We start from the raw sequence: 19012 nt of genomic DNA, 5'->3' as shown, positions 1-19012 counted from the left end.
GACAATTACCATCATTAATCCTTGTTTAGTCAAAACGCCTCACAGTGCTGTTGAGTTTTGTTGTCACACAAGCAATTGAAGAGCGGTCTAAGCAAGGTTTCGATATCAAGGTTATGGCGATTGATGCGCACTTATTGAAAAAGTATTGTTACTACCTTGCTGATTCAGTTTACCCTATTTCTATCGCTGCGAGTTACTCGGTATCTTCAAAGGAAAAGTAGACTGGCAAATAAGCGATTATACGTATAATGCGACATGTGCCAGCTAAAATTAGTCGAGGTGTTGGGGCAATTAAAAACTGCTGTTGGGTTAACTGAAGCGGTTGGCTATACCCGTTTGGCTGCCAGTGAAGATGAACTAGACCGAGTTACAGTATTGGTGAGGGATGGCTCTCGTTATGCCATTAAGATTGCGCACTACTAGATTGAATCAGCAATAACGCTATAGGTTTCACCTCAGACCACCAAAGCACGGGTACTCGTCATTGCCATTTGGTGGTTCAATGGCAATGACGAGAGAACAGCACGTCTAAATCTTGTGAAACTAAGTGAGCAATAAAAATAGTGCAACAAAAGTAGGATTGGCAGCGCCTAAATAAAATGTCAAATTAGATACACTCATTGACTCGACCATTTTAGTGGCTGAGCCACATGCCGTGGCACTACGTTGATGTTTTTTCATCAATGTAATGAAATGGCTCAACGTTCAATAAATAACAATTAAATTAACATCTAAAGTAGTATTGAGCACAGTGAATACTATTAAGTACTTTAAGCTGAACTTTTAATATTGTTTTTAATGTATACATTGGCAATAAATATAAACATTGGCAATAAAAATAAAAGTTAATCATTCAATATTATAACCTTGAATTTACCAAACAGTTTAAAGTGAAGCGAACAAGCAAAAGGAATCTCATTTATGTCAAACATTAATAAAATTATCGATACTGAAACTATGATTGAAAATCTTGGGAAGCAGGCCAAAGCCGCAGCCAAGATTCTTGCTAGTGCCACTACCGAACAAAAAAACCAAGCATTAACCGTTGCCGCAGATGCTTTACGTCAGAATACGCCAGCATTACTCGAAGCTAACGCCTTAGATGTTTTAAGCGTAAGAAAAGCCGGCAAAGCTGAGTCATTTATTGATCGCCTTGAACTCAATCCAGAAAGAATTGAAGCTATGGCTGTCGCCTTAGAAGATATCGCTAAATTACCCGATCCTATTGGCCGAGCCTTAGCAGAATTTGATCGCCCAAATGGTCTAAAAATAACCCGAGTGTCAACCCCTATTGGTGTCATTGGCATGATCTATGAATCTCGCCCTAATGTTGGTGCAGATGCTGGTGCTTTATGCTTAAAATCAGGTAATACGGTGATATTGCGTGGTGGCTCTGAAAGTCTTAATTCTACTCGCATTATTGTTGAGTGTATGGCAACAGGCTTGCGAGCAGCTAATTTACCAGCCACTTGTATACAACTAGTGGATACCGATGATCGTTCTGCAGTTGCTGCATTACTGCGCTGTGCTGAGTATGTCGACTTAGTTATACCTCGCGGTGGCCGTGGCCTTGTAGAGCTAGTGAGAAACGAAGCTCAGGTTCCAACATTGCTGCATCTCGATGGTAACAACCATGTTTATATCGATAAAGATGCTGACTTAGTAAAAGCATTGAGTATTGTTAAAAATGCCAAGCTACGTAGAACCGGTGTTTGTGGTGCGACCGAAAGTTTAGTAGTGAACCAAGCAATAGCCGCTGAGTTCTTGCCTAAGTTGCTTAACACCTTAGACAATTGTGAAGTTCGAGGTGACCTTGCAGCTCAAGCCTGTGACACACGAATTAACCCAGCTAATGACGCTGACTGGGACACCGAATATTTAGATGCTATTTTGTCAGTAAAAGTAGTCTCTGGCTTGGAAGAAGCGCTTGATTTTATTGACCAACACTCGTCTAAACATACTGACGCTATTATCACTGAAAACGCAGAAACAGCCGAAATTTTTATGCGCGCAGTTGATTCAGCGGTAGTGATGCATAATGCATCAACCCAGTTTTCAGATGGTGGTGAATTTGGTATGGGTGCTGAAATTGGTATTGCTACCGGTAAAATTCATGCACGTGGACCTGTAGGTCTTGAGCAGCTAACCATATTTAAATACCGTGTTGCTGGCCAAGGACAAATCCGTCCTTAGTCCTAGTCATAGAATGAACTAAGTAAAGCACAAAGCTATTAATCACTATTGGTTAATAGCTTTTTGTTTACTTTATCTTCATGCTGGCTATCAATTACAATAAGATAGGAAAGTGTTTTACTCGTTTATATTTTTTCAAGCGTTTACGTTTTTCAACGGCTTATGTTTTGAAAAACATTGTACATTTAAAAGTTTTAATCCTTAACGCTTGCTTAACTATTGCTCACTTAATACCCCATAAGTCACCCTCCAAAAATAAAATGATAAAAACATAAAATCAAAACCAACAAATCGTTAAAAAAACTTTGCTAACCCGTGTTAACTAGGTAAGCTCAAACCAAAGCATTAACAACCACAATAATAATTATCATTTATGAGTAATATCAGAGATTCATTTCATTCGAGAATAGGTTTTGTTCTCGCTGCCGCGGGTTCGGCGATTGGTTTAGGCAATATTTGGGGTTTTCCAACTCAAGCAGCAAATAATGGTGGTGGCGCCTTTTTATTTGTTTATTTAGTCGTTACTATATTGCTTGCCCTACCGGCACTTTATGCCGAAGTTTATATTGGCAACCAAGCACAGAAAAATCCAGTTTCAGCATTAGAAGATGCTTGTCGTGATACCGCACCAAGGCTTGGTAAATATGCCGGTCTGATTGGTTTAGGTGGCGCTATCATGATGTTAAGTTTCTACACCATTGTGGCTGGCTGGATGCTCGCGCATGCGATATCACCATTTGCAGAATTATTGGGCTATCATGATGTTTCTCAATGGCTTGCTACATCAAGTACGTTACGAAACTTATTGTTTACACCCGTTTTTATATTACTAGGCGCGGCTATTATTCATCAAGGGGTTAACGCCGGCATTGAAAAATGGTCTGCGCGATTAATGCCAGTTTTACTGATCATGCTAGTCGTGTTAATTACTTACATATTGCAACAACCTGGTGCAGAAAAAGGGTTAAGAACATATTTAATACCCGATTTTTCACAGGTCACTAATCCAAAGTTGATTATTTCTGCCATGGGACAAGCCTTTTTCTCACTCTCTATTGGTGTCGGTGGCATGATGGTTTACGGCTCTTATATGAAAAAAGATGACGATATAGGCAAGCTCGCTATTTCCATTACCGCACTTGATACTTTTATTGCTTTTATGGCAGGTTTATTAATTATTCCAGCACTTCATGTTGCAGAAGCCGCCGGACAGCAAGTATTTCAAGGTGATAAATTAATTGGCGAAGGTCAACTTATTTTCAACATACTGCCTGAGCTTTTCAACTCTATGGGCAACATAGGTATGGTGGTAGCGATAGGCTTTTTCTCGTTATTATCAATTGCTGCCCTCACCTCAACCATTTCTTCAACAGAAGTACCTGTTTCTTACCTTGTTGAAGATAAAAACATTAGCCGTTCTAAGGCAACTTGGTTGGTATCAGCCATTGTATTAACCGCCAGTATGACCATAATCACATTTTTTGATAGCTTGTTTGGCATGGTAATTCGCGTACTTACCACAATTTTACAGCCGCTTAGCTGCTTGTTTTACTTTATTGTTGTTGGCTGGTTGTGGAAACGCGGTAATAAGCTACGCGATGTCTCTTTACAAGAAGGCAGAAAGTGGTTGCCAATATGGGGCAATTATTTACGCTTTGTTTGTCCGTTGTTATTAACGGTAGTATTTGTCAATGTTGCTATACTAAATTAAATTCGCTTCGATTAAGTGAAGCTAAGTAAAGTCAAATAGATGGAATTGCTGAACGCACGATTAATTTTACTTTAGCGCTATTAGCGTAAAACCATCATTTACCAAAAACGTCACTATACACTGCTATAGGGACGTTTTTTTTAAAGCATAACCATCGCTCCAGCTCAGTATTTATACCGTTAATTTAACTGGCTTAGGGCCAACTTTCACTGGAAGCCTCGTTAACCCGGTAAGCATATAAACAAATACCTATAGGCGTTTAATCTAAGCGTTTACTCGCTCAACTTTTACGAGTATTATTTTGACTTTTTTTAGGCTGGTCTAACGTTTAATTGGCTGATTTTAAAATTTCCTTAATATTGAGCTTTAATGCGATTGCCTAAGCCTAACACCGAGATAAAATATCAGCGAAGGCGACTTTGTATTCACCCTTTAGGGTTAGCGCTCCTACCAGCCTCACTGTCAACACTCCCTGTCAGCCTTCCCTGTCAGACCTAGGTCAGGCACCAATAGTCATAATAATTATTGGTTATTGAGCATGAGCTTACTGCTAATAAGTCATGTAATACCAGTTCCATTAAGTTTGTGATCTTGTTGTGCGCAGGAAAAATAATTCAAGGTAAGGCGCTCGATTGAGCAATAGCTGGCTATTGGGAGTGAGAGCAACACAGCCTTGAGCTATTTTAACTAGTACAAGTGAGTAATAACTTAATGGGATTGGTATAAGTCATAGTAGTATTTAATCAGATGTTATAGCGACATTCTCTTTTCCACCTTCTCCCTCGCCTTCTTCGCCCTCTCCTTCTTTTTCAATTTCTGCTTTTTCTTCTTGCTTTAACTCTACCTGTTCTATCTTGTCAAAACGGCTACTAATTTTATCCGCTGAGGTATGAATTTGCTTTACGTCACTTGCCGCTTGATCAATATGTTTTGCTAAATTGGCAAAACGACCTTTAAAGCGAGAAAAATCAGTCGAAAGATGCGACAAATGCGCTTGAATAACATGTATCTGTTTGCGGGTTGCTTCGTCTTTTAACACTGAACGTGCGGTGGTTAAAATCGCCATTAGTGTGGTTGGCGAGGCTAACCACACACGTTTTTTATTGGCATAGTCAACCAAATCACCGTGGTGTGCATGTATTTCTGCAAAAATAGCTTCTGCTGGAATAAACATTATCGCGCCATCGGCAGTTTCTTTTTCAATTAAGTACTTATCACTGATATCATTAATATGCTTTTTAATATCAATTTTAAATTGCCGCTCTGCTGCTTTGCGCTCAAATTCACCTAAGGTATTATCAGCCATTTTTTTATAGCTTTCTAACGGAAACTTGGAATCAACCACCACATTGCCCGTTGGTTTAGGTAGAAATAAAATACAGTCAGCAATTTTACCATTTGACAAGGTATGTTGCAGTGAAAAGTGTTGTTCAGGTAATACGTTACGAATTAAAGAATTTAACTGCACTTCACCAAAGGCACCACGCGAGCGTTTGTCTGACAGCACTTCTTGCAAGCTCACCACATTGGTAGAGAGTTCTGTGATTTTTTTCTGTGCATCATCAATTAGGGCTAATCGTTGTAAGATGTCATTAAAGGTTTTAGTGGTTTTTTCGAAGCCATCGGCTAAACGCTTTTCGACCTGGCCGCTAATATCTTTTAGGCGGTTATCGGTTGAAACCGTTAATTCATCAATTCTTTTAGCCATTTGCTCACTGGATAAATGCAGTGATTTAGCCATTTCTTCTCGGCCAAGTTGAGACGTTGCCGTAAGTTGACTGGTTAATTGTTCTGTGGCGTTGCGTTGATTGTCATTAAAAGCAACGTGGTGTTCATACAAGGTCTTTTTAAGCTGCTCACTATGACTATAGAGTTGCTGCGCTTGTTTTTCACCTTGCTCACCGTGTTGGCGTAATAATTTTAATTTGAAATCAGAAATTTGCTGCTCAAAGTAAGTTTTCAGTTCACTTTGCTGCTGGGCTAACTGCTGATGATTAAAACTTAATTGTTGTTGCAGTTGCTGTTGATTACTGGCATTAACTTCATAACTAAGGTTTACTTTTTCAGCTAACTGCTGCAAAAGTTGCTGTTGTGCTAAAGCGGATACTTGGCTAGCTTTTACTTGGCGAAACAAGACTAAATTAATGATAACTAGGCTAACCATTAACACTAGTACTATCAAAATTAAAACAGGGAGATTATCTAAAGCTAACCAGGATAAATTAAATGTGGAGTTGGATAGTGAATTCATTGAGAAGCCAAGCACTGTAAATATTAACAGTTATTAAAACATACTTTATTGATAAGGTTAATCGTTATTTAACATCAACTCGGGTCAGTTAATTAATGCATATTTAGCAAATAAAAACAATTTATCAATAACCTACACTAACACCTTTAAATTTATACCACACAAAATACTCACCATTTTAGTTTTATCTTGTCACAAGGAAAATTTTATACCAGTTCCATTAAGTTTGTGATCTTGTTGTGCGCAGGAAAAATAATTCAAGGTAAGGCGCTCGATTGAGCAATAGCTGGCTATTGGGATTGAGAGCAACACAGCTTTGAGCTATTTTAACTAGTACAAGTGAGCAATAACTTAATGGGATTGGTATTAGTCAAGGCAGCTGGCTATTGGTCAAAAATAAAAATATTTAATGGTAAAAAATTATTGTTAAGTAACGTGGAGTAACCTAACTTGGGTTGTTACATTCTGTCGCCAAATTTATCGATAATGGCAACTGCACCGTCACAGACTGCAATAATAGATTTATCAACTTTAAAGCTTTCGGGGATCACAACTCGGCCAGTTTTACTTTCTGGGAACGAATGCACTTCATGCATAAGCTTTAATGTTGTGTCACTATAAAAAATGATGGTAATAAGGCGATGATCAACATCGTTATGTTCGTCCATTAATAGCCTGCAACCTTTAAAATTTAGCTTTATAAATAGATGAATTAAGCCAAATTTTACAGCAGAAAACCAAGGCCGTCATGTAGTTAATTAACCCTCTGTTTTTATTGTATTTATTAAATCAAATAATTTCAGCCACTTTTTTAACTAACATTTCAGTAGCATTTAAATAACATCCAACTGTTTTTTGGGCTAGTTTTATTGATATTCAGTTACCTTTATTTTGACCAAAAAAAACGCCCTAATGGACGTTTAAACTAATTTCATTCGCTATTTTGCTTTTCTGGCCAGTTCTTCAATTTTCACCTGCCAAATTGCGGGCCCAGTGACATGAACTGATTCACCTAAACTATCCACTGCAACAGTTACTGGCATATCTTCAACCACAAATTCGTAAATCGCTTCCATACCCATATCTTCAAAGGCGACTACTTTTGCTTTTTTAATGGCTTTAGAAACTAAATAGGCTGCGCCACCCACCGCCATTAAATAGACCGACTTATGGTTTTTAATCGACTGAACAGTTTCAGGGCCACGCTCAGCTTTACCAATAGTGCCTAACAAACCGGTTTGTGCAAGCATCATTTCAGTAAATTTGTCCATACGGGTTGCTGTTGTTGGTCCGGCAGGGCCTACTGCTTCATCGCCTATCGCATCGACTGGACCAACGTAATAAATAAATTTATCAGTAAAATCAACCGGCAGCTTTTCTCCAGCGGCTAACATGTCTTGAATACGCTTATGCGCTGCGTCACGACCGGTTAAAATGGTGCCGCTAAGTAAAACCGTTTCGCCGGTTTTCCAGCTACTAATATCCGCTTTTGATAACTCATCAACGTTAACGCGACGAACATTTTCACCCACTTCCCAGGTGATTTCTGGCCAATCTTCTAATTTAGGTGGCGTTAAGTCAGCAGGACCGGAACCGTCAAGATGAAAATGTACATGACGAGTTGCCGCACAATTTGGGATCATTACCACAGGTTTTGACGCGGCATGCGTTGGCACTGACATAATTTTGATATCAACAACCGTTGTTAACCCTCCTAAGCCTTGAGCGCCAATACCGAGTTTATTGACCCTATCGTAAATTTCTAGGCGTAACTCTTCTTCCGCATTTTCTGGACCACGGTCAATAAGCTCTTGAATATTGACTGGTTCCATTAAGCTTTCTTTAGCTAATACACCCGCTTTTTCAGCTGTTCCACCAATACCTATTCCTAGCATACCGGGCGGACACCAACCAGCGCCCATAGTGGGTAAAGTTTTAACCACCCAGTCAGCAATAGAGTCGCTTGGGTTTAACATCGCCATTTTAGATTTGTTTTCACTACCGCCGCCTTTAGCCGCGATCATCACGTCTATTTGATCGCCTGGCACCATCTCAATATGGACAACCGCTGGCGTATTATCCTTGGTATTGATGCGCTTACCTGCAGGGTCTGAAACAATGGATGCACGTAATGGGTTATCGGGATTAAGGTAAGCACGGCGAGTACCTTCGTCAACCATCTGTTGAACTGTCATGTCAGTGTTATCCCACTGCACAGCCATACCTACTTTGACGAAACAAGTAACAATACCAGTATCTTGACAAATAGGGCGCTTGCCATGGGCCGACATACGCGAGTTAATTAAGATTTGTGCAATAGCGTCCTTAGCGGCCTGGCTTTCTTCTTTGTGATAAGCCTTTTCAAGTGCTTGAATAAAATCTAACGGATGGTAATAAGAAATGTATTGCAGCGCATCTGCAACACTTTCGATTAAATCTTTTTGTTTAATAATGGCCATAACGGTCTCTTTTTTATTAATTGGGCGAGAGAAGAGTTGAAAGTTATAAATTTGCCGATATCATACCTTGCTTGTTAAATACCTACTAGTATCAAATGGTCTAATAATAACGATCAAATATAGCAACCCCACTTCGAACTGCAGCATTGAGTAGCGCAAGGTAGTTTGAATATAATGACTTAACATAAAACCTGTGAGAATATTTTGCCGACTAATTCCCCAACGCAACTATCCGCTAAATTACTTCAGCTTGATCTAAGCTTTGATAGTCAGTCACTTTTTGCCACACTTGCTGAGCAACCTTGGGCAATGTGGCTAGACTCCTGTGAAAGCAACCATGTTGATAGCCGCTATGACATTATGGTTTGGCAACCTAATACCACGCTAACTACGGTTGGTAATGTTACTTGCGTTAACCATAAACTCGACAACAGCGCATATCACAGCCATGAAGACCCATTACTGCTATTGAAACGTGAACAAAAGGCAAGTTTTAATCATCTCGACATTACTGAGCATAACTTACCTTTTAAAGGCGGAGCGGTAGGCTATTTCTCCTACGACTTAGGTAAGCGTTTTGAGGCTATAAAACAGCAAAACCATAAGGATATTGAGATACCTGAAATGGCCATTGGTATCTACCAACATGCGGTAATCTATGATCGAAAATTACAGCAATTTTGGTTGTTGTGCCTTAACGAACAAAGAGCGGCATTTGTTGCCTTTTTTAACCACGGCCTTTTGCAAAATAAAGCGCAAGTTGCTGAACGAGTAACTAGGTCAAAAACGTCAGAAAACAATTTCAAATTAACCACGCCGTGGCAATCTAATATGCAGCCAGAGCAATATCGTGATAAATTTAAGCAAGTACATGATTACCTACTTTCTGGCGATTGTTATCAAATCAACCTAGCCCAGCGTTTTACCGCGCAGTATGCGGGTAGCGAATATCAAGCCTATTGTGCCTTAAGACAAGCAAACAAAGCGCCTTTCTCAGCTTTTTTACGTTTTGAAGAGAGTGCTATTTTAAGTATTTCACCTGAACGATTTTTACAACTGGTCGATAATAAAGTACAAAGTAAACCAATCAAAGGTACGCGCCCACGCAGTGATGATGTAGGCCAAGATCAAGCTAACGCTATTGAACTACAGCAGGCCAGTAAAGATAAAGCAGAAAATCTTATGATAGTTGATCTGTTACGTAATGATATTAGTCGTGTTTGTCTACCCGGCACAGTGACCGTGCCAGCACTTTTTGCCATTGAAAGCTTTCCTGCTGTGCATCATTTAGTCAGTACGGTTGAAGGGAAAATAGACCCACAATACGATGGTAGCGATTTATTACGCGCCGCGTTTCCAGGTGGCTCTATTACTGGTGCACCAAAGATTAGAGCCATGGATATTATTGAAGAATTAGAACCTCACCAACGTAGTATTTATTGCGGCTCTATTGGTTATTTGTCAGCTTGCGGTAATATGGATACTAGCATTACTATTCGCACCTTAGTTTGCCATAATCAGCAAATACATTGTTGGGCTGGCGGCGGCTTAGTCGCCGATTCAAATGTTGACAGCGAGTATCAGGAAACTTACGATAAAGTGCATAAAATTTTGCCGGTATTAAGCCAGCTAAACTTGGCATAAACAATCGAATGCAAAGTCCCCCTAAAGCCCAATAGCCCCAGAAAACTTTGCATTTTTAAAGTAACGTTAAGGTGTATATGACTAGAGAAGAATTTATACAGCGCTTTCAAATGCAAGCATTACCCGCTTCAGCACATAAATTTCGCTACCCACATAGGCTTAAAAGTGCTGCGGTGTTGATTCCCATTGTCAGCCATCAAGACCGCCTTGAAGTGCTGTTAACCAAACGTGCAAGTCATCTCACTCATCACCCAGGACAAATAAGTTTCCCCGGAGGTAAAGTAGAGCACTATGATGATGATATGACCGCAACGGCACTGCGTGAGACACTAGAAGAGATAGGCCTACAATCTGGCTGTATTGATGTCCTTGGGCAACTTAAGCCTTATCAAACTATTTCAGGCTATGAGGTGACCCCCATTGTCGCCATCGTATCAAATAACAGCGGCTATCAAATTGACTTAAATGAAGTTTCAGAAGTGTTTCATGTACCATTATCGCACTTCTTGCAACGACAGTATCATATTCAAGTACCGGTTTATCATAATGGTAAACAGCATAATGTGCACTATATGCCTTATCAGCACTATAATATTTGGGGCGCAACCGCCGCCATGTTGCATGACTTGAGCATTTTACTTAACCAAAGTAATTAGAGTAATGCTCATTAAGTGAGGCTTAGATTAATTAAAGTTCTTTAGCCAACCCATCAAAAATATTAGCTATAGTTATAGGCATTGAAGCGATATTTTGTTTTGCATGCTGAAAGCTTTCAGCTACAATAACCGAACAAAATTTTATTTCCACCTATATATAACAGTATTTATCCAGGTTTTATTATGATTAGTGTATTTGATATGTTTTCAATCGGAATTGGTCCATCCAGTTCTCACACCGTTGGCCCAATGAAAGCGGCAAAGTTGTTTGTTGAAAATCTTATAGCAGATAATAAATTAGCCAACACAGATCGCATAAAATGTGAACTGTTTGGCTCATTAGGTCAAACGGGTATTGGCCATGGCACCGGTAAAGCCGTCATTCTAGGATTAACTGGGCAGAGCCCAAAAACTATCCCAGTTGATTCTATAGCGTCTATTTTGGCTGAGGTGGTAGCAAGTGAAAAAATAAACCTTAATATGCAGCATCTAGTCGCTTTCCCTAAAGCGAATGCCATTATCTATCACCGCAGAAAAACCCTGTCAGCACATGCTAATGCCATGACATTTTTTGCGTATAGTAGTGACACTGTCATCTTCGAAGAAACCTATTACTCTATTGGTGGAGGCTTTATTGTTCAAGATTGCGACTTTGAAAAAGAAAAAGACAAAGCCTTATCAACTCATGCCAATATTGACCGCCCTCACCGTTTTTCTAGTGCCGATAAGCTGTTAGAAATAGCTAACGAAAAAGGCTTAAGCATTAGTACCATTATGATGGATAATGAGAAATGTTTACAAGATGAGTCAAGTATCCGCTCGGGTCTAATAGAAATATGGGATGCCATGAAAGCGAGTATTGCACGTGGCATAGTCACCGAAGGTATATTACCTGGTGGTTTAAAAGTCACCCGAAGAGCGCCCGCTTTACATAGAGCGCTATGCGTTGAAAAAAACGCCGACCCACTGTCAGCAATGGATTGGGTTAATTTGTTTGCCTTAGCGGTAAATGAAGAAAATGCTGCCGGTAGTCGCGTGGTAACAGCGCCAACAAATGGTGCTGCAGGTATTCTTCCTGCCGTATTATCTTACTACGATAAATTTATTAAGCCCGTAAATGACCAAGACTGCATTCGTTATTTACTAACAGCGGCAGCTATCGGCATTTTATATAAAACCAATGCCACTATTTCTGGCGCAGAAGGCGGATGCCAAGCAGAAGTAGGCGTTGCATGTTCAATGGCAGCAGGCGCATTAACAGAAATTATGGGTGGCTCACCAGAGCAAGTAGAAAATGCCGCAGAAATAGGCATGGAACATAACTTAGGACTGACGTGTGATCCAGTAGGTGGCCTAGTACAAGTTCCTTGTATCGAACGCAATGCCATGGGCTCAGTGAAGGCAATCAACGCTTCTCGTTTGGCACTTCGAGGTACAGGCAAGCAAAAGGTATCATTAGATAAAGTGATCAAAACCATGTGGGATACAGGTAATGATATGAAAACCAAATATAAAGAAACCTCACGTGGCGGCTTAGCGGTTAATATTACCGAATGTTAATGGTGAACTTTTATAAAAAACTATAAGTTGACTAAGTTAACAATAAAAAACCGTATTAACTAATACGGTTTTTTATAAAAACTTTTAACGGTCTCATTAAAATCTAGCGCGTAGGTAACTTAATATTGGCAAACATTTCATCTATCTCAGCATTATTCTTCAATAAGATAGCTTTAGTCACTAGGTCTCGATTTAAGTGAGGCGCAAAGCGCTCAATAAAGTCAAACATGTAACCCCGTAAAAAAGTACCCCGTCTAAAGCCAATTTTAACCGTACTTGGGCTAAATAAGTGACTTGCATCGATAGTCACTAGGTCATTGTCTATTTTAGGATCCATCGCCATCGTGGCAATAACTCCAACACCAACACCGAGTCGCACATAAGTTTTAATCACATCAGCATCGGTTGCTGTAAAAGCAATTTTAGGTTCAACACCCATTTGATTAAAAGCCGTATCCAATTCTGAGCGGCCAGTAAAGCCAAAAACGTATGTTACTAGCGAATATTGAGCGATATCTTCAATAGTGATATTTTGTTTACTGGCTAATGGATGATCCGCTTTGACAATAATACTGCGATTCCAATGAAAACAAGGTAGCATCACTAAGTCGTTATACAAGTGTAAAGACTCAGTGGCAATGGCGAAATCAGCATCACCTTTACTTGACGCGTCACTGATTTGAGAAGGTGTACCTTGATACATATGCAATGAAACTTTTGAATATTTTTTCATAAAGCCCTGAATCACTTCAGGCAAAGCATAACGTGCTTGAGTATGGGTTGTCGCAATACGAAGCTTGCCCTCATCGGGTTGCGTATGTTCTCGAGCAACCGCTTTAATGGCTTCAACTTTTGACAAAATCTCTGTCGCTATATTAATAACTTCATTACCCGCAGGCGTAACATGCGTTAGGTGTTTGCCACTACGACCAAAAATTTGAATGCCCAGTTCATCTTCCAACATTCGTACCTGTTTACTAATACCAGGTTGTGAGGTGAAGAGACTTTCAGCAGTGGCGGAAACATTTAAGTTATTATTAAGTACTTCGACGATATAGCGGAGTTGTTGCAGCTTCATAATTACCATTCAGAGTTTTCTTAGATGAAAAATATATACTTAAATAGACATTTATACCATATTATTTTTTACATTACGTGCAAATAAATTTCTAATGACCCATTCAATAACAAATTAAACCGCTAATCAGTTGATAGAATCAAGCGATTAAAATGTAACAAACAAGCTAATGCGGCCAAATACTTAAAAGAAGCTGCTTTATCCTTTGCTTCATCGAACAATTTTTGTAGACTGGCGTATTAATAATTTATATTTTTCATAATAGAGAATTGAACATGGGCATTATCATCGCTTTAATCATCGCTTTAATTATCATTGTCATAGTACTGACTGCAATGCAGCAGCATAAAGAAAAAATGCAACGAGAAAAGCGAGCTAAAGCAGCAAAACAAAGAGCTATAATCGATGAAACAGAAGAATTAATCTTAAGTATTGCTAACCTGCCAAATAACCCACATTTAGTCTTAATACTCAATAATCGCAGTTTAAATGCCGCAAAATCTATGGCGAAAATATTACCGGAAGATAAGCCGTTAAATAAACGTGTAAGAGATATGGAAGAGCGTATTAGTACTAGCGAGTCTAACACTAGCTATGAAGAGAATGAGCAAAACTTTACTTTGCCTGACAATGAACAACAATTGGTTGCCGCTTTGCAATGCATAAAAAAGCTGAGAGTGATATTAAAGTCAGAACAGTCAAAAGGTAATTTAGATGCACAAACCTTCGCTCAGGAAGATCATAAATTATCCGCTATGCAACTTAAAATTGGTGTAGAAACCTTACAAAAACGTGGCGTAATAGCCTATCAAAAAGAAATGCTGGGGTCAGCAAGACAATATTTAGAAAAAGCACTACAAACGATATCAGAGCACCCTATTCAAACTAAATACTGTCTTAGCAAACGTGAAGAAATACAAAGCGTACTAGACGATATTACGTCTTCGTTAAACAATACTAATGCTAAAGATGCTGCTAAAAAAATTAAAAGAGAAGAAGATGATTTAGATTTACTATTTCAACCTAAGAAAAAATGGTGAGCTGTTCTTTGCAGCAAACAACCTTCAGCAATGCTAGTTGTTACAACTAATTTCTGATGAAAACTCCAAAAAATCATATCCATTATATTGCTTTACCCTCTTTTTTACGTCGAGTATTAAAAGCCTACGCACTTAAAATCCTGATCCGTGAACAGGGTTGTGAGCTTAACCGTATTGGTCGCTCACGAAACTGGCAATTAAAAGCAACTTTTCAACAACTAGAACAAACCATTAGCCAAATAGAGCAAAGTGAAGAAACAAGTTGGCAATGGCTAGCAACACATCTGTTAAAGCAACGTAAAAACTTAGGCTTTGACATGTTGTTAATTATTGCTGAAAAAAAGCCTGGAATAACAGTTTCTGAACTTGTGCAACGAACCGATTGCACTATAGCTGAAGCAAGGAGGGTGATAGATATTCTTGAGTTTGGTTAAAGTATAGCTTTGCGACCGTTGAACTAATTATCTCCCTAATTAACCATAATTAACCATAATTAACCATAATTAACCATATACCCGCGAACATAAGTTCAGTTTATTTAAAGAAATGCTGATTGCAGATTTAACGCAATACCACCTTAGAGAACTTTAACTCGCACAGGTAGTACCAGAACTTAAAAATGGCCGTACCTATAATGATTTTTTGTTATTTAAAGTGCCTAATCTCACGTGACACTACTTTGCGCTTAAGTCGCTATGGTTAAGCACTGAGCTAAAGCAAAAAGTACATTGATACACCAGATAAATGAATGAAGATAACTCGCATAAATAAGCAGATAAAATCACAGTAAATAAACACATTTTTTCTGACGAAAGTGATACATTAGCGCAATAAATAGCTTTATTACAGGAAAGGTTCAGATGAGCCCAGAAAATAAAACCGTACTGTTATTCGATCTTGATGGTACTTTAGTTGATAGTGCTCCCGATCTAGCTACGGCGATAAACAAAATGCTGTTAGCACTAGACTTAACAACATTTCCCCAAGAAATTATTCGTGATTGGGTAGGTAATGGTGCGAAAACCTTAGTTGAAAGAGCTTTGCAGCATTCTTTGAATAACAATACTACTTTGGATGAAGATTTAAGTGAAGCAAGAAAAAGCAAAGCTTTGGCAATTTTTTTAAATTATTACCAACAGTGTTTATGCCTTGAATCCACATTATATAATGACGTAAAAGCAACCTTGTTAGCCTTAAAAAAACAAGGCTATCGGTTAGCCATTATCACCAATAAACCTGCAGAGTTTATCGAACCTATTATTACAGGCTTTGGGCTTAACAGTTTATTTGAGTTACTGCTTGGTGGCGACAGTTTAGCAGAACGCAAACCTCATCCTTTACCACTTATACATGCCTGTGAAACCTTAAACGTCTCAGCAAGCCAATGTATTATGATAGGTGACTCTAAAAACGATATATTGGCAGCTAAAGCAGCACATATGCAAAGTATTGGCTTAACTTATGGGTATAACTATGGCGAAGATATTAGAGTTTACCAGCCTGACTGGTGCTTAGAAAACTTCGCTGAGTTGTTACCCTTACTCCGAAAACATAAAATCAGCTAACATAAAGTTTTTCGCCAACGCTGCTGGATAATCTCGTTGGCGAGCATACTTAATCGCTTTATTAGTCACTTCTGCTTCTGAACATTGTAAAGTCACAGGAAAATAATGGTCAGATAAATGCTCGCCCACTTGTGCTGAACTGACTAAACCAACATCAAGTAAGTTCTGTAAGATAACATCAGCGGCTGTCAATGCCGAAGATGCTTTTACTATTTCGGTACGGGCATAGTGCTTACCATGAAAAGAAACATCTGCCGCGCGTAAAGTCGCATCATCGCCAGGTATTTGTTGTGCGCCAAACATAGGCTTAGCCGCGACACTTGCTTGCGAAAAATTAGTTATATATTGTGCAAGGTACTCGATAGAGCCTACGGTTCTATCATTTACTACCTGTTCTGGCCATTGCTGCTCAATTTTTTTAATAAACCGCGCCGACAACTTTGGCTGCGCACTCTGCTCAACACTCGCTACTAAACCTTTATCAAATAAAGTAATGTCTTGTGTCATACCATGTAATTGAAAATAACCATCTGGATAAGGCGTTAGTTGTGCCATACCGTTGGGTGTACCACGTTCACCATAAAAAACTACTTCTGGCCATAAACCTTGACATTTTGACCAATGAGCAACGTATGCAGCTTTAAATTCAACCATTCGTTCACGTTTAGCGTGCAGCATGTCATCAATCTCACCACTCTTGAAGCCACAGGCGTTGATAACATAATCAAAATCAGTCTGTTGTTGGCTATCATCCTGTTGGTTTTTATAGGTTACACGCCACTTTTCAGTGCTGACTTGATGCTCAACATTGACGACTTGACTATTAAGTTTTAGGTGACAACAAAGCAGTTTTTCAATTGCGAGTGTAGTAATAGCAGCCATACGAAAAGCAGACCAACCATATTCTTGCACGAGCAGAACAGGGAATTTTAATTTATCTAAATCAACTTGTTGAGCAAAAGCCACTAACCAATCTTCATTGGCTTTAACTTGAGTTGGCAATGCTCGTTTCGCTAAGTTCTCTAATGCTTTGCGATCAAATAACAAGAAATATTGCTCAGGATCGCCTAAGACCTTATTACTAATATCTTGCTGTACGAGTTCAGCGTAACGCTCACGTAGTTTTATCAAGCGAGGTAATAAGTCAGCAACTTCACCTTGATCTGTTTTCGGTAAGGCAATGACAGTTGGGCGATAATTAACGCTGTGTGGAAAAACTTTTGCCGTGTCTATCGACTGCTCTAACAACGTTATACATTGTTGCTCAGAAATCTCTCGATATAAATTACCACCGGCATGTAAATGACAAAAAGGAGGGCCATTTACTAAACTATCTCCTTTTTCAATCAACGTGGTGTCAATGCCTAGTTCAGCAAAACGTAAAGCAATAGTTGAACCTGCAACACCACCACCAAGAATACCGATCTTCGTACCTGAATTTATTAATGGTTGTTCTGTAGTTAAAATTTCATTCATAAAGTTGACAATATAATACTTTTATTGGGGGATTTCCACGTATAAGAACGTGATTTATACCAATTTGATTAAATAATTTATCACCTTTTTCATCAGGAAAAATGGATAAATATCAGGCATAAAGTTTAGTTAGTAGTTATTCACCTCATAACTTTTATAACGCTGTAATTATTTATTTTAACCATTAAAAATGAGCAGATAATTAATCAACTTGGTACTACATAGGGTATGTGAGCTATGAAGCTACTTTAATGTGCTTTTTTATATAAAAATAGCACTTAAACAATCAAGCTATATAATAAAAACTAGTACTTAAATAATCAAGTTATTCTGCACAAACATCTTGATATAAGATATTCAAAACCAACTATTTATACCGGTGTCATTAATTAGGTAGTCTACTTTATACGCAGGGAAAATGACCAAATGTAGGGCATTTATTTTAATAATTTATTGTTCAGGACAATAGGCTCCTACATTGTCTAATAAACTGTATCCATGCAGCGATAATGATTAAGTAAATAACGTCATAGTCGATTGTTTTAACCAGATAAGATAATCAAAAAATCATTGGGATTGGTATAATCATAAATATTGAATACTTAGAAGAAAAGTAGCCCTGAAATATAAGGATATACTCATCTCAAACTGCCATAGATGGCAAAGAACGACTTAGGTAGCAGCCTGAGACTAACCTGATATTGCCTGAGGTTTAGGCAACTATAAAGTATTTGGCATGACAACAATCAATGTTCAAACGCCAGAAAGCAAAAAACCCGTAGCGTTAGCTACGGGTTTCTGACGTGCATGGATGCACTAATGTCGAGCTGCCATGGATGGCAAGGAACGACCTAAATAGAAGCCTAGCAATGTCCTACTCTCACATGGGAACTCCCACACTACCATCGGCGCTAACACGTTTCACTGCTGAGTTCGGAATGGGATCAGGTGGGGCCATGTCGCTATTGTCGCTAGACAAAAAGGGTACAATCTAAAAAGCTGACGTGCATGGATGCACTAACGTCGATAATGTTCATGGATGAACGTTTTATCGACGCTTCAATAAAGCCTTGGCTCTATCGATATAAATACATTTTGTTTTCTCTTATTCATCACTTATGTACGTGATATGGCATATTCCTACGCCATACTACTATGTCAAACTATCACACAACTTAAAACCACTTGGGTGTTGTATGGTTAAGCCTCACGGGTAATTAGTATTGGTTAGCTCAAGACCTCGCAGTCCTTACACACCCAACCTATCAACGTTGTAGTCTCCAACGACCCTTTAGGGAGCTTAAAGCTCCAGTGAGAACTCATCTCAAAGCCTGCTTCCCGCTTAGATGCTTTCAGCGGTTATCAGTTCCGAACGTAGC

14 protein-coding genes and 2 rRNA genes are annotated in these 19012 nt (G+C 38.9%); 9 read left to right on the top strand and 7 right to left on the bottom strand.

The features are described from left to right. Positions 1-255 precede the first annotated feature (255 nt). The 3 genes from ESZ39_RS17815 (at position 256) to ESZ39_RS12695 (ending at position 3904) form a co-directional block, all read left to right on the top strand. Positions 256-423 carry a hypothetical protein gene (locus ESZ39_RS17815; RefSeq protein ID WP_191321785.1) on the top strand — a complete coding sequence of 56 codons (168 nt, stop codon included), beginning with the start codon at positions 256-258 and terminating at the stop codon, positions 421-423. Positions 424-921: 498 nt separating this feature from the next. Beyond that, positions 922-2193, top strand: a complete 1272-nt coding sequence (locus ESZ39_RS12700; RefSeq protein ID WP_191321784.1) for a glutamate-5-semialdehyde dehydrogenase — start codon at positions 922-924, stop codon at positions 2191-2193. A 373-nt stretch (positions 2194-2566) separates the two neighbouring features. Further along, a complete protein-coding gene (locus ESZ39_RS12695) occupies positions 2567-3904 on the top strand; it encodes a sodium-dependent transporter (protein WP_146880269.1) in 1338 nt (445 codons plus the stop codon). Between the two features lie 739 nt (positions 3905-4643). On the opposite strand, the gene ESZ39_RS12690 is transcribed toward ESZ39_RS12695, so the two are convergent. The 3 genes from ESZ39_RS12690 to ESZ39_RS12680 form a co-directional block, all read right to left on the bottom strand. Continuing rightward, a complete protein-coding gene (locus ESZ39_RS12690) occupies positions 4644-6155 on the bottom strand; it encodes a DNA recombination protein RmuC (RefSeq protein WP_146880268.1) in 1512 nt (503 codons plus the stop codon). A 458-nt stretch (positions 6156-6613) separates the two neighbouring features. After that, positions 6614-6823 carry a TIGR02922 family protein gene (locus tag ESZ39_RS12685; protein WP_146880267.1) on the bottom strand — a complete coding sequence of 70 codons (210 nt, stop codon included), beginning with the start codon at positions 6821-6823 and terminating at the stop codon, positions 6614-6616. Positions 6824-7093: 270 nt separating this feature from the next. Continuing rightward, positions 7094-8614, bottom strand: a complete 1521-nt coding sequence (locus ESZ39_RS12680; protein WP_146880266.1) for a fumarate hydratase — start codon at positions 8612-8614, stop codon at positions 7094-7096. Between the two features lie 204 nt (positions 8615-8818). On the opposite strand from ESZ39_RS12680, the gene pabB reads away from it, so the two are divergent. From pabB to ESZ39_RS12665, 3 genes are all read left to right on the top strand, one after another. Further along, complete coding sequence (pabB, locus tag ESZ39_RS12675; protein ID WP_223270377.1) at positions 8819-10258, top strand: aminodeoxychorismate synthase component I; 1440 nt, start codon at positions 8819-8821, stop codon at positions 10256-10258. A gap of 77 nt (positions 10259-10335) precedes the next feature. After that, the gene (locus ESZ39_RS12670; RefSeq protein WP_146880265.1) at positions 10336-10914 is read left to right on the top strand and encodes a CoA pyrophosphatase; all 579 of its coding nucleotides are present in this window, start codon (positions 10336-10338) and stop codon (positions 10912-10914) included. 183 nt (positions 10915-11097) lie between these two features. Continuing rightward, positions 11098-12474, top strand: a complete 1377-nt coding sequence (locus ESZ39_RS12665; protein WP_146880264.1) for an L-serine ammonia-lyase — start codon at positions 11098-11100, stop codon at positions 12472-12474. Between the two features lie 103 nt (positions 12475-12577). Here ESZ39_RS12665 and cysB read toward each other — a convergent pair whose 3' ends face one another. Beyond that, positions 12578-13552, bottom strand: a complete 975-nt coding sequence (gene cysB, locus ESZ39_RS12660; RefSeq protein WP_146880277.1) for an HTH-type transcriptional regulator CysB — start codon at positions 13550-13552, stop codon at positions 12578-12580. Positions 13553-13827: 275 nt separating this feature from the next. Here cysB and ESZ39_RS12655 point away from each other — a divergent pair, with 275 nt between their 5' ends. The 3 genes from ESZ39_RS12655 to ESZ39_RS12645 all read left to right on the top strand — a co-directional run bounded on the left by ESZ39_RS12655 (position 13828) and on the right by ESZ39_RS12645 (position 16157). Next, entirely contained in the window at positions 13828-14592 is a 765-nt protein-coding gene (locus tag ESZ39_RS12655; protein WP_146880263.1) for a hypothetical protein, read from the top strand. Positions 14593-14648: 56 nt separating this feature from the next. After that, positions 14649-15026, top strand: coding sequence for a ribosome recycling factor family protein (locus ESZ39_RS12650; RefSeq protein ID WP_146880262.1), 378 nt, complete (start codon positions 14649-14651; stop codon positions 15024-15026). Between the two features lie 426 nt (positions 15027-15452). After that, positions 15453-16157, top strand: a complete 705-nt coding sequence (locus ESZ39_RS12645; protein WP_146880261.1) for a phosphoglycolate phosphatase — start codon at positions 15453-15455, stop codon at positions 16155-16157. On the opposite strand, the gene ESZ39_RS12640 is transcribed toward ESZ39_RS12645, so the two are convergent. The 3 genes from ESZ39_RS12640 to ESZ39_RS12630 all read right to left on the bottom strand — a co-directional run. Next, a complete protein-coding gene (locus ESZ39_RS12640) occupies positions 16131-17633 on the bottom strand; it encodes an FAD-dependent oxidoreductase (protein WP_146880260.1) in 1503 nt (500 codons plus the stop codon). The two genes, ESZ39_RS12645 and ESZ39_RS12640, sit on opposite strands and share 27 nt — an antisense overlap. Positions 17634-18494: 861 nt before the next feature. Continuing rightward, positions 18495-18609: ribosomal RNA gene (gene rrf / locus ESZ39_RS12635) — 5S ribosomal RNA — on the bottom strand. A gap of 220 nt (positions 18610-18829) precedes the next feature. Further along, positions 18830-19012 (bottom strand): 23S ribosomal RNA (locus ESZ39_RS12630); the annotation flags it as partial.

This window comes from Colwellia sp. C1TZA3, from assembly GCF_007954265.1.
Taxonomy (GTDB): domain Bacteria; phylum Pseudomonadota; class Gammaproteobacteria; order Enterobacterales; family Alteromonadaceae; genus Cognaticolwellia.
The sequence above is the reverse complement of the archived record's forward strand: the minus strand, read 5'-3'. Positions and strand labels throughout refer to the sequence as shown.

What these genes read in the sequence shown, in the direction of transcription:
- ESZ39_RS17815 (WP_191321785.1), top strand. Translation starts at nt 256, where the DNA reads ATGTGCCAGCTAAAATTAGTCGAGGTGTTGGGGCAATTAAAAACTGCT.
- ESZ39_RS12700 (WP_191321784.1), top strand. Translation starts at nt 922, where the DNA reads ATGTCAAACATTAATAAAATTATCGATACTGAAACTATGATTGAAAAT.
- ESZ39_RS12695 (WP_146880269.1), top strand. Translation starts at nt 2,567, where the DNA reads ATGAGTAATATCAGAGATTCATTTCATTCGAGAATAGGTTTTGTTCTC.
- ESZ39_RS12690 (WP_146880268.1), bottom strand. Translation starts at nt 6,155, where the DNA reads ATGAATTCACTATCCAACTCCACATTTAATTTATCCTGGTTAGCTTTA.
- ESZ39_RS12685 (WP_146880267.1), bottom strand. Translation starts at nt 6,823, where the DNA reads ATGGACGAACATAACGATGTTGATCATCGCCTTATTACCATCATTTTT.
- ESZ39_RS12680 (WP_146880266.1), bottom strand. Translation starts at nt 8,614, where the DNA reads ATGGCCATTATTAAACAAAAAGATTTAATCGAAAGTGTTGCAGATGCG.
- ESZ39_RS12670 (WP_146880265.1), top strand. Translation starts at nt 10,336, where the DNA reads ATGACTAGAGAAGAATTTATACAGCGCTTTCAAATGCAAGCATTACCC.
- ESZ39_RS12665 (WP_146880264.1), top strand. Translation starts at nt 11,098, where the DNA reads ATGATTAGTGTATTTGATATGTTTTCAATCGGAATTGGTCCATCCAGT.
- cysB (WP_146880277.1), bottom strand. Translation starts at nt 13,552, where the DNA reads ATGAAGCTGCAACAACTCCGCTATATCGTCGAAGTACTTAATAATAAC.
- ESZ39_RS12655 (WP_146880263.1), top strand. Translation starts at nt 13,828, where the DNA reads ATGGGCATTATCATCGCTTTAATCATCGCTTTAATTATCATTGTCATA.
- ESZ39_RS12650 (WP_146880262.1), top strand. Translation starts at nt 14,649, where the DNA reads ATGAAAACTCCAAAAAATCATATCCATTATATTGCTTTACCCTCTTTT.
- ESZ39_RS12645 (WP_146880261.1), top strand. Translation starts at nt 15,453, where the DNA reads ATGAGCCCAGAAAATAAAACCGTACTGTTATTCGATCTTGATGGTACT.
- ESZ39_RS12640 (WP_146880260.1), bottom strand. Translation starts at nt 17,633, where the DNA reads ATGAATGAAATTTTAACTACAGAACAACCATTAATAAATTCAGGTACG.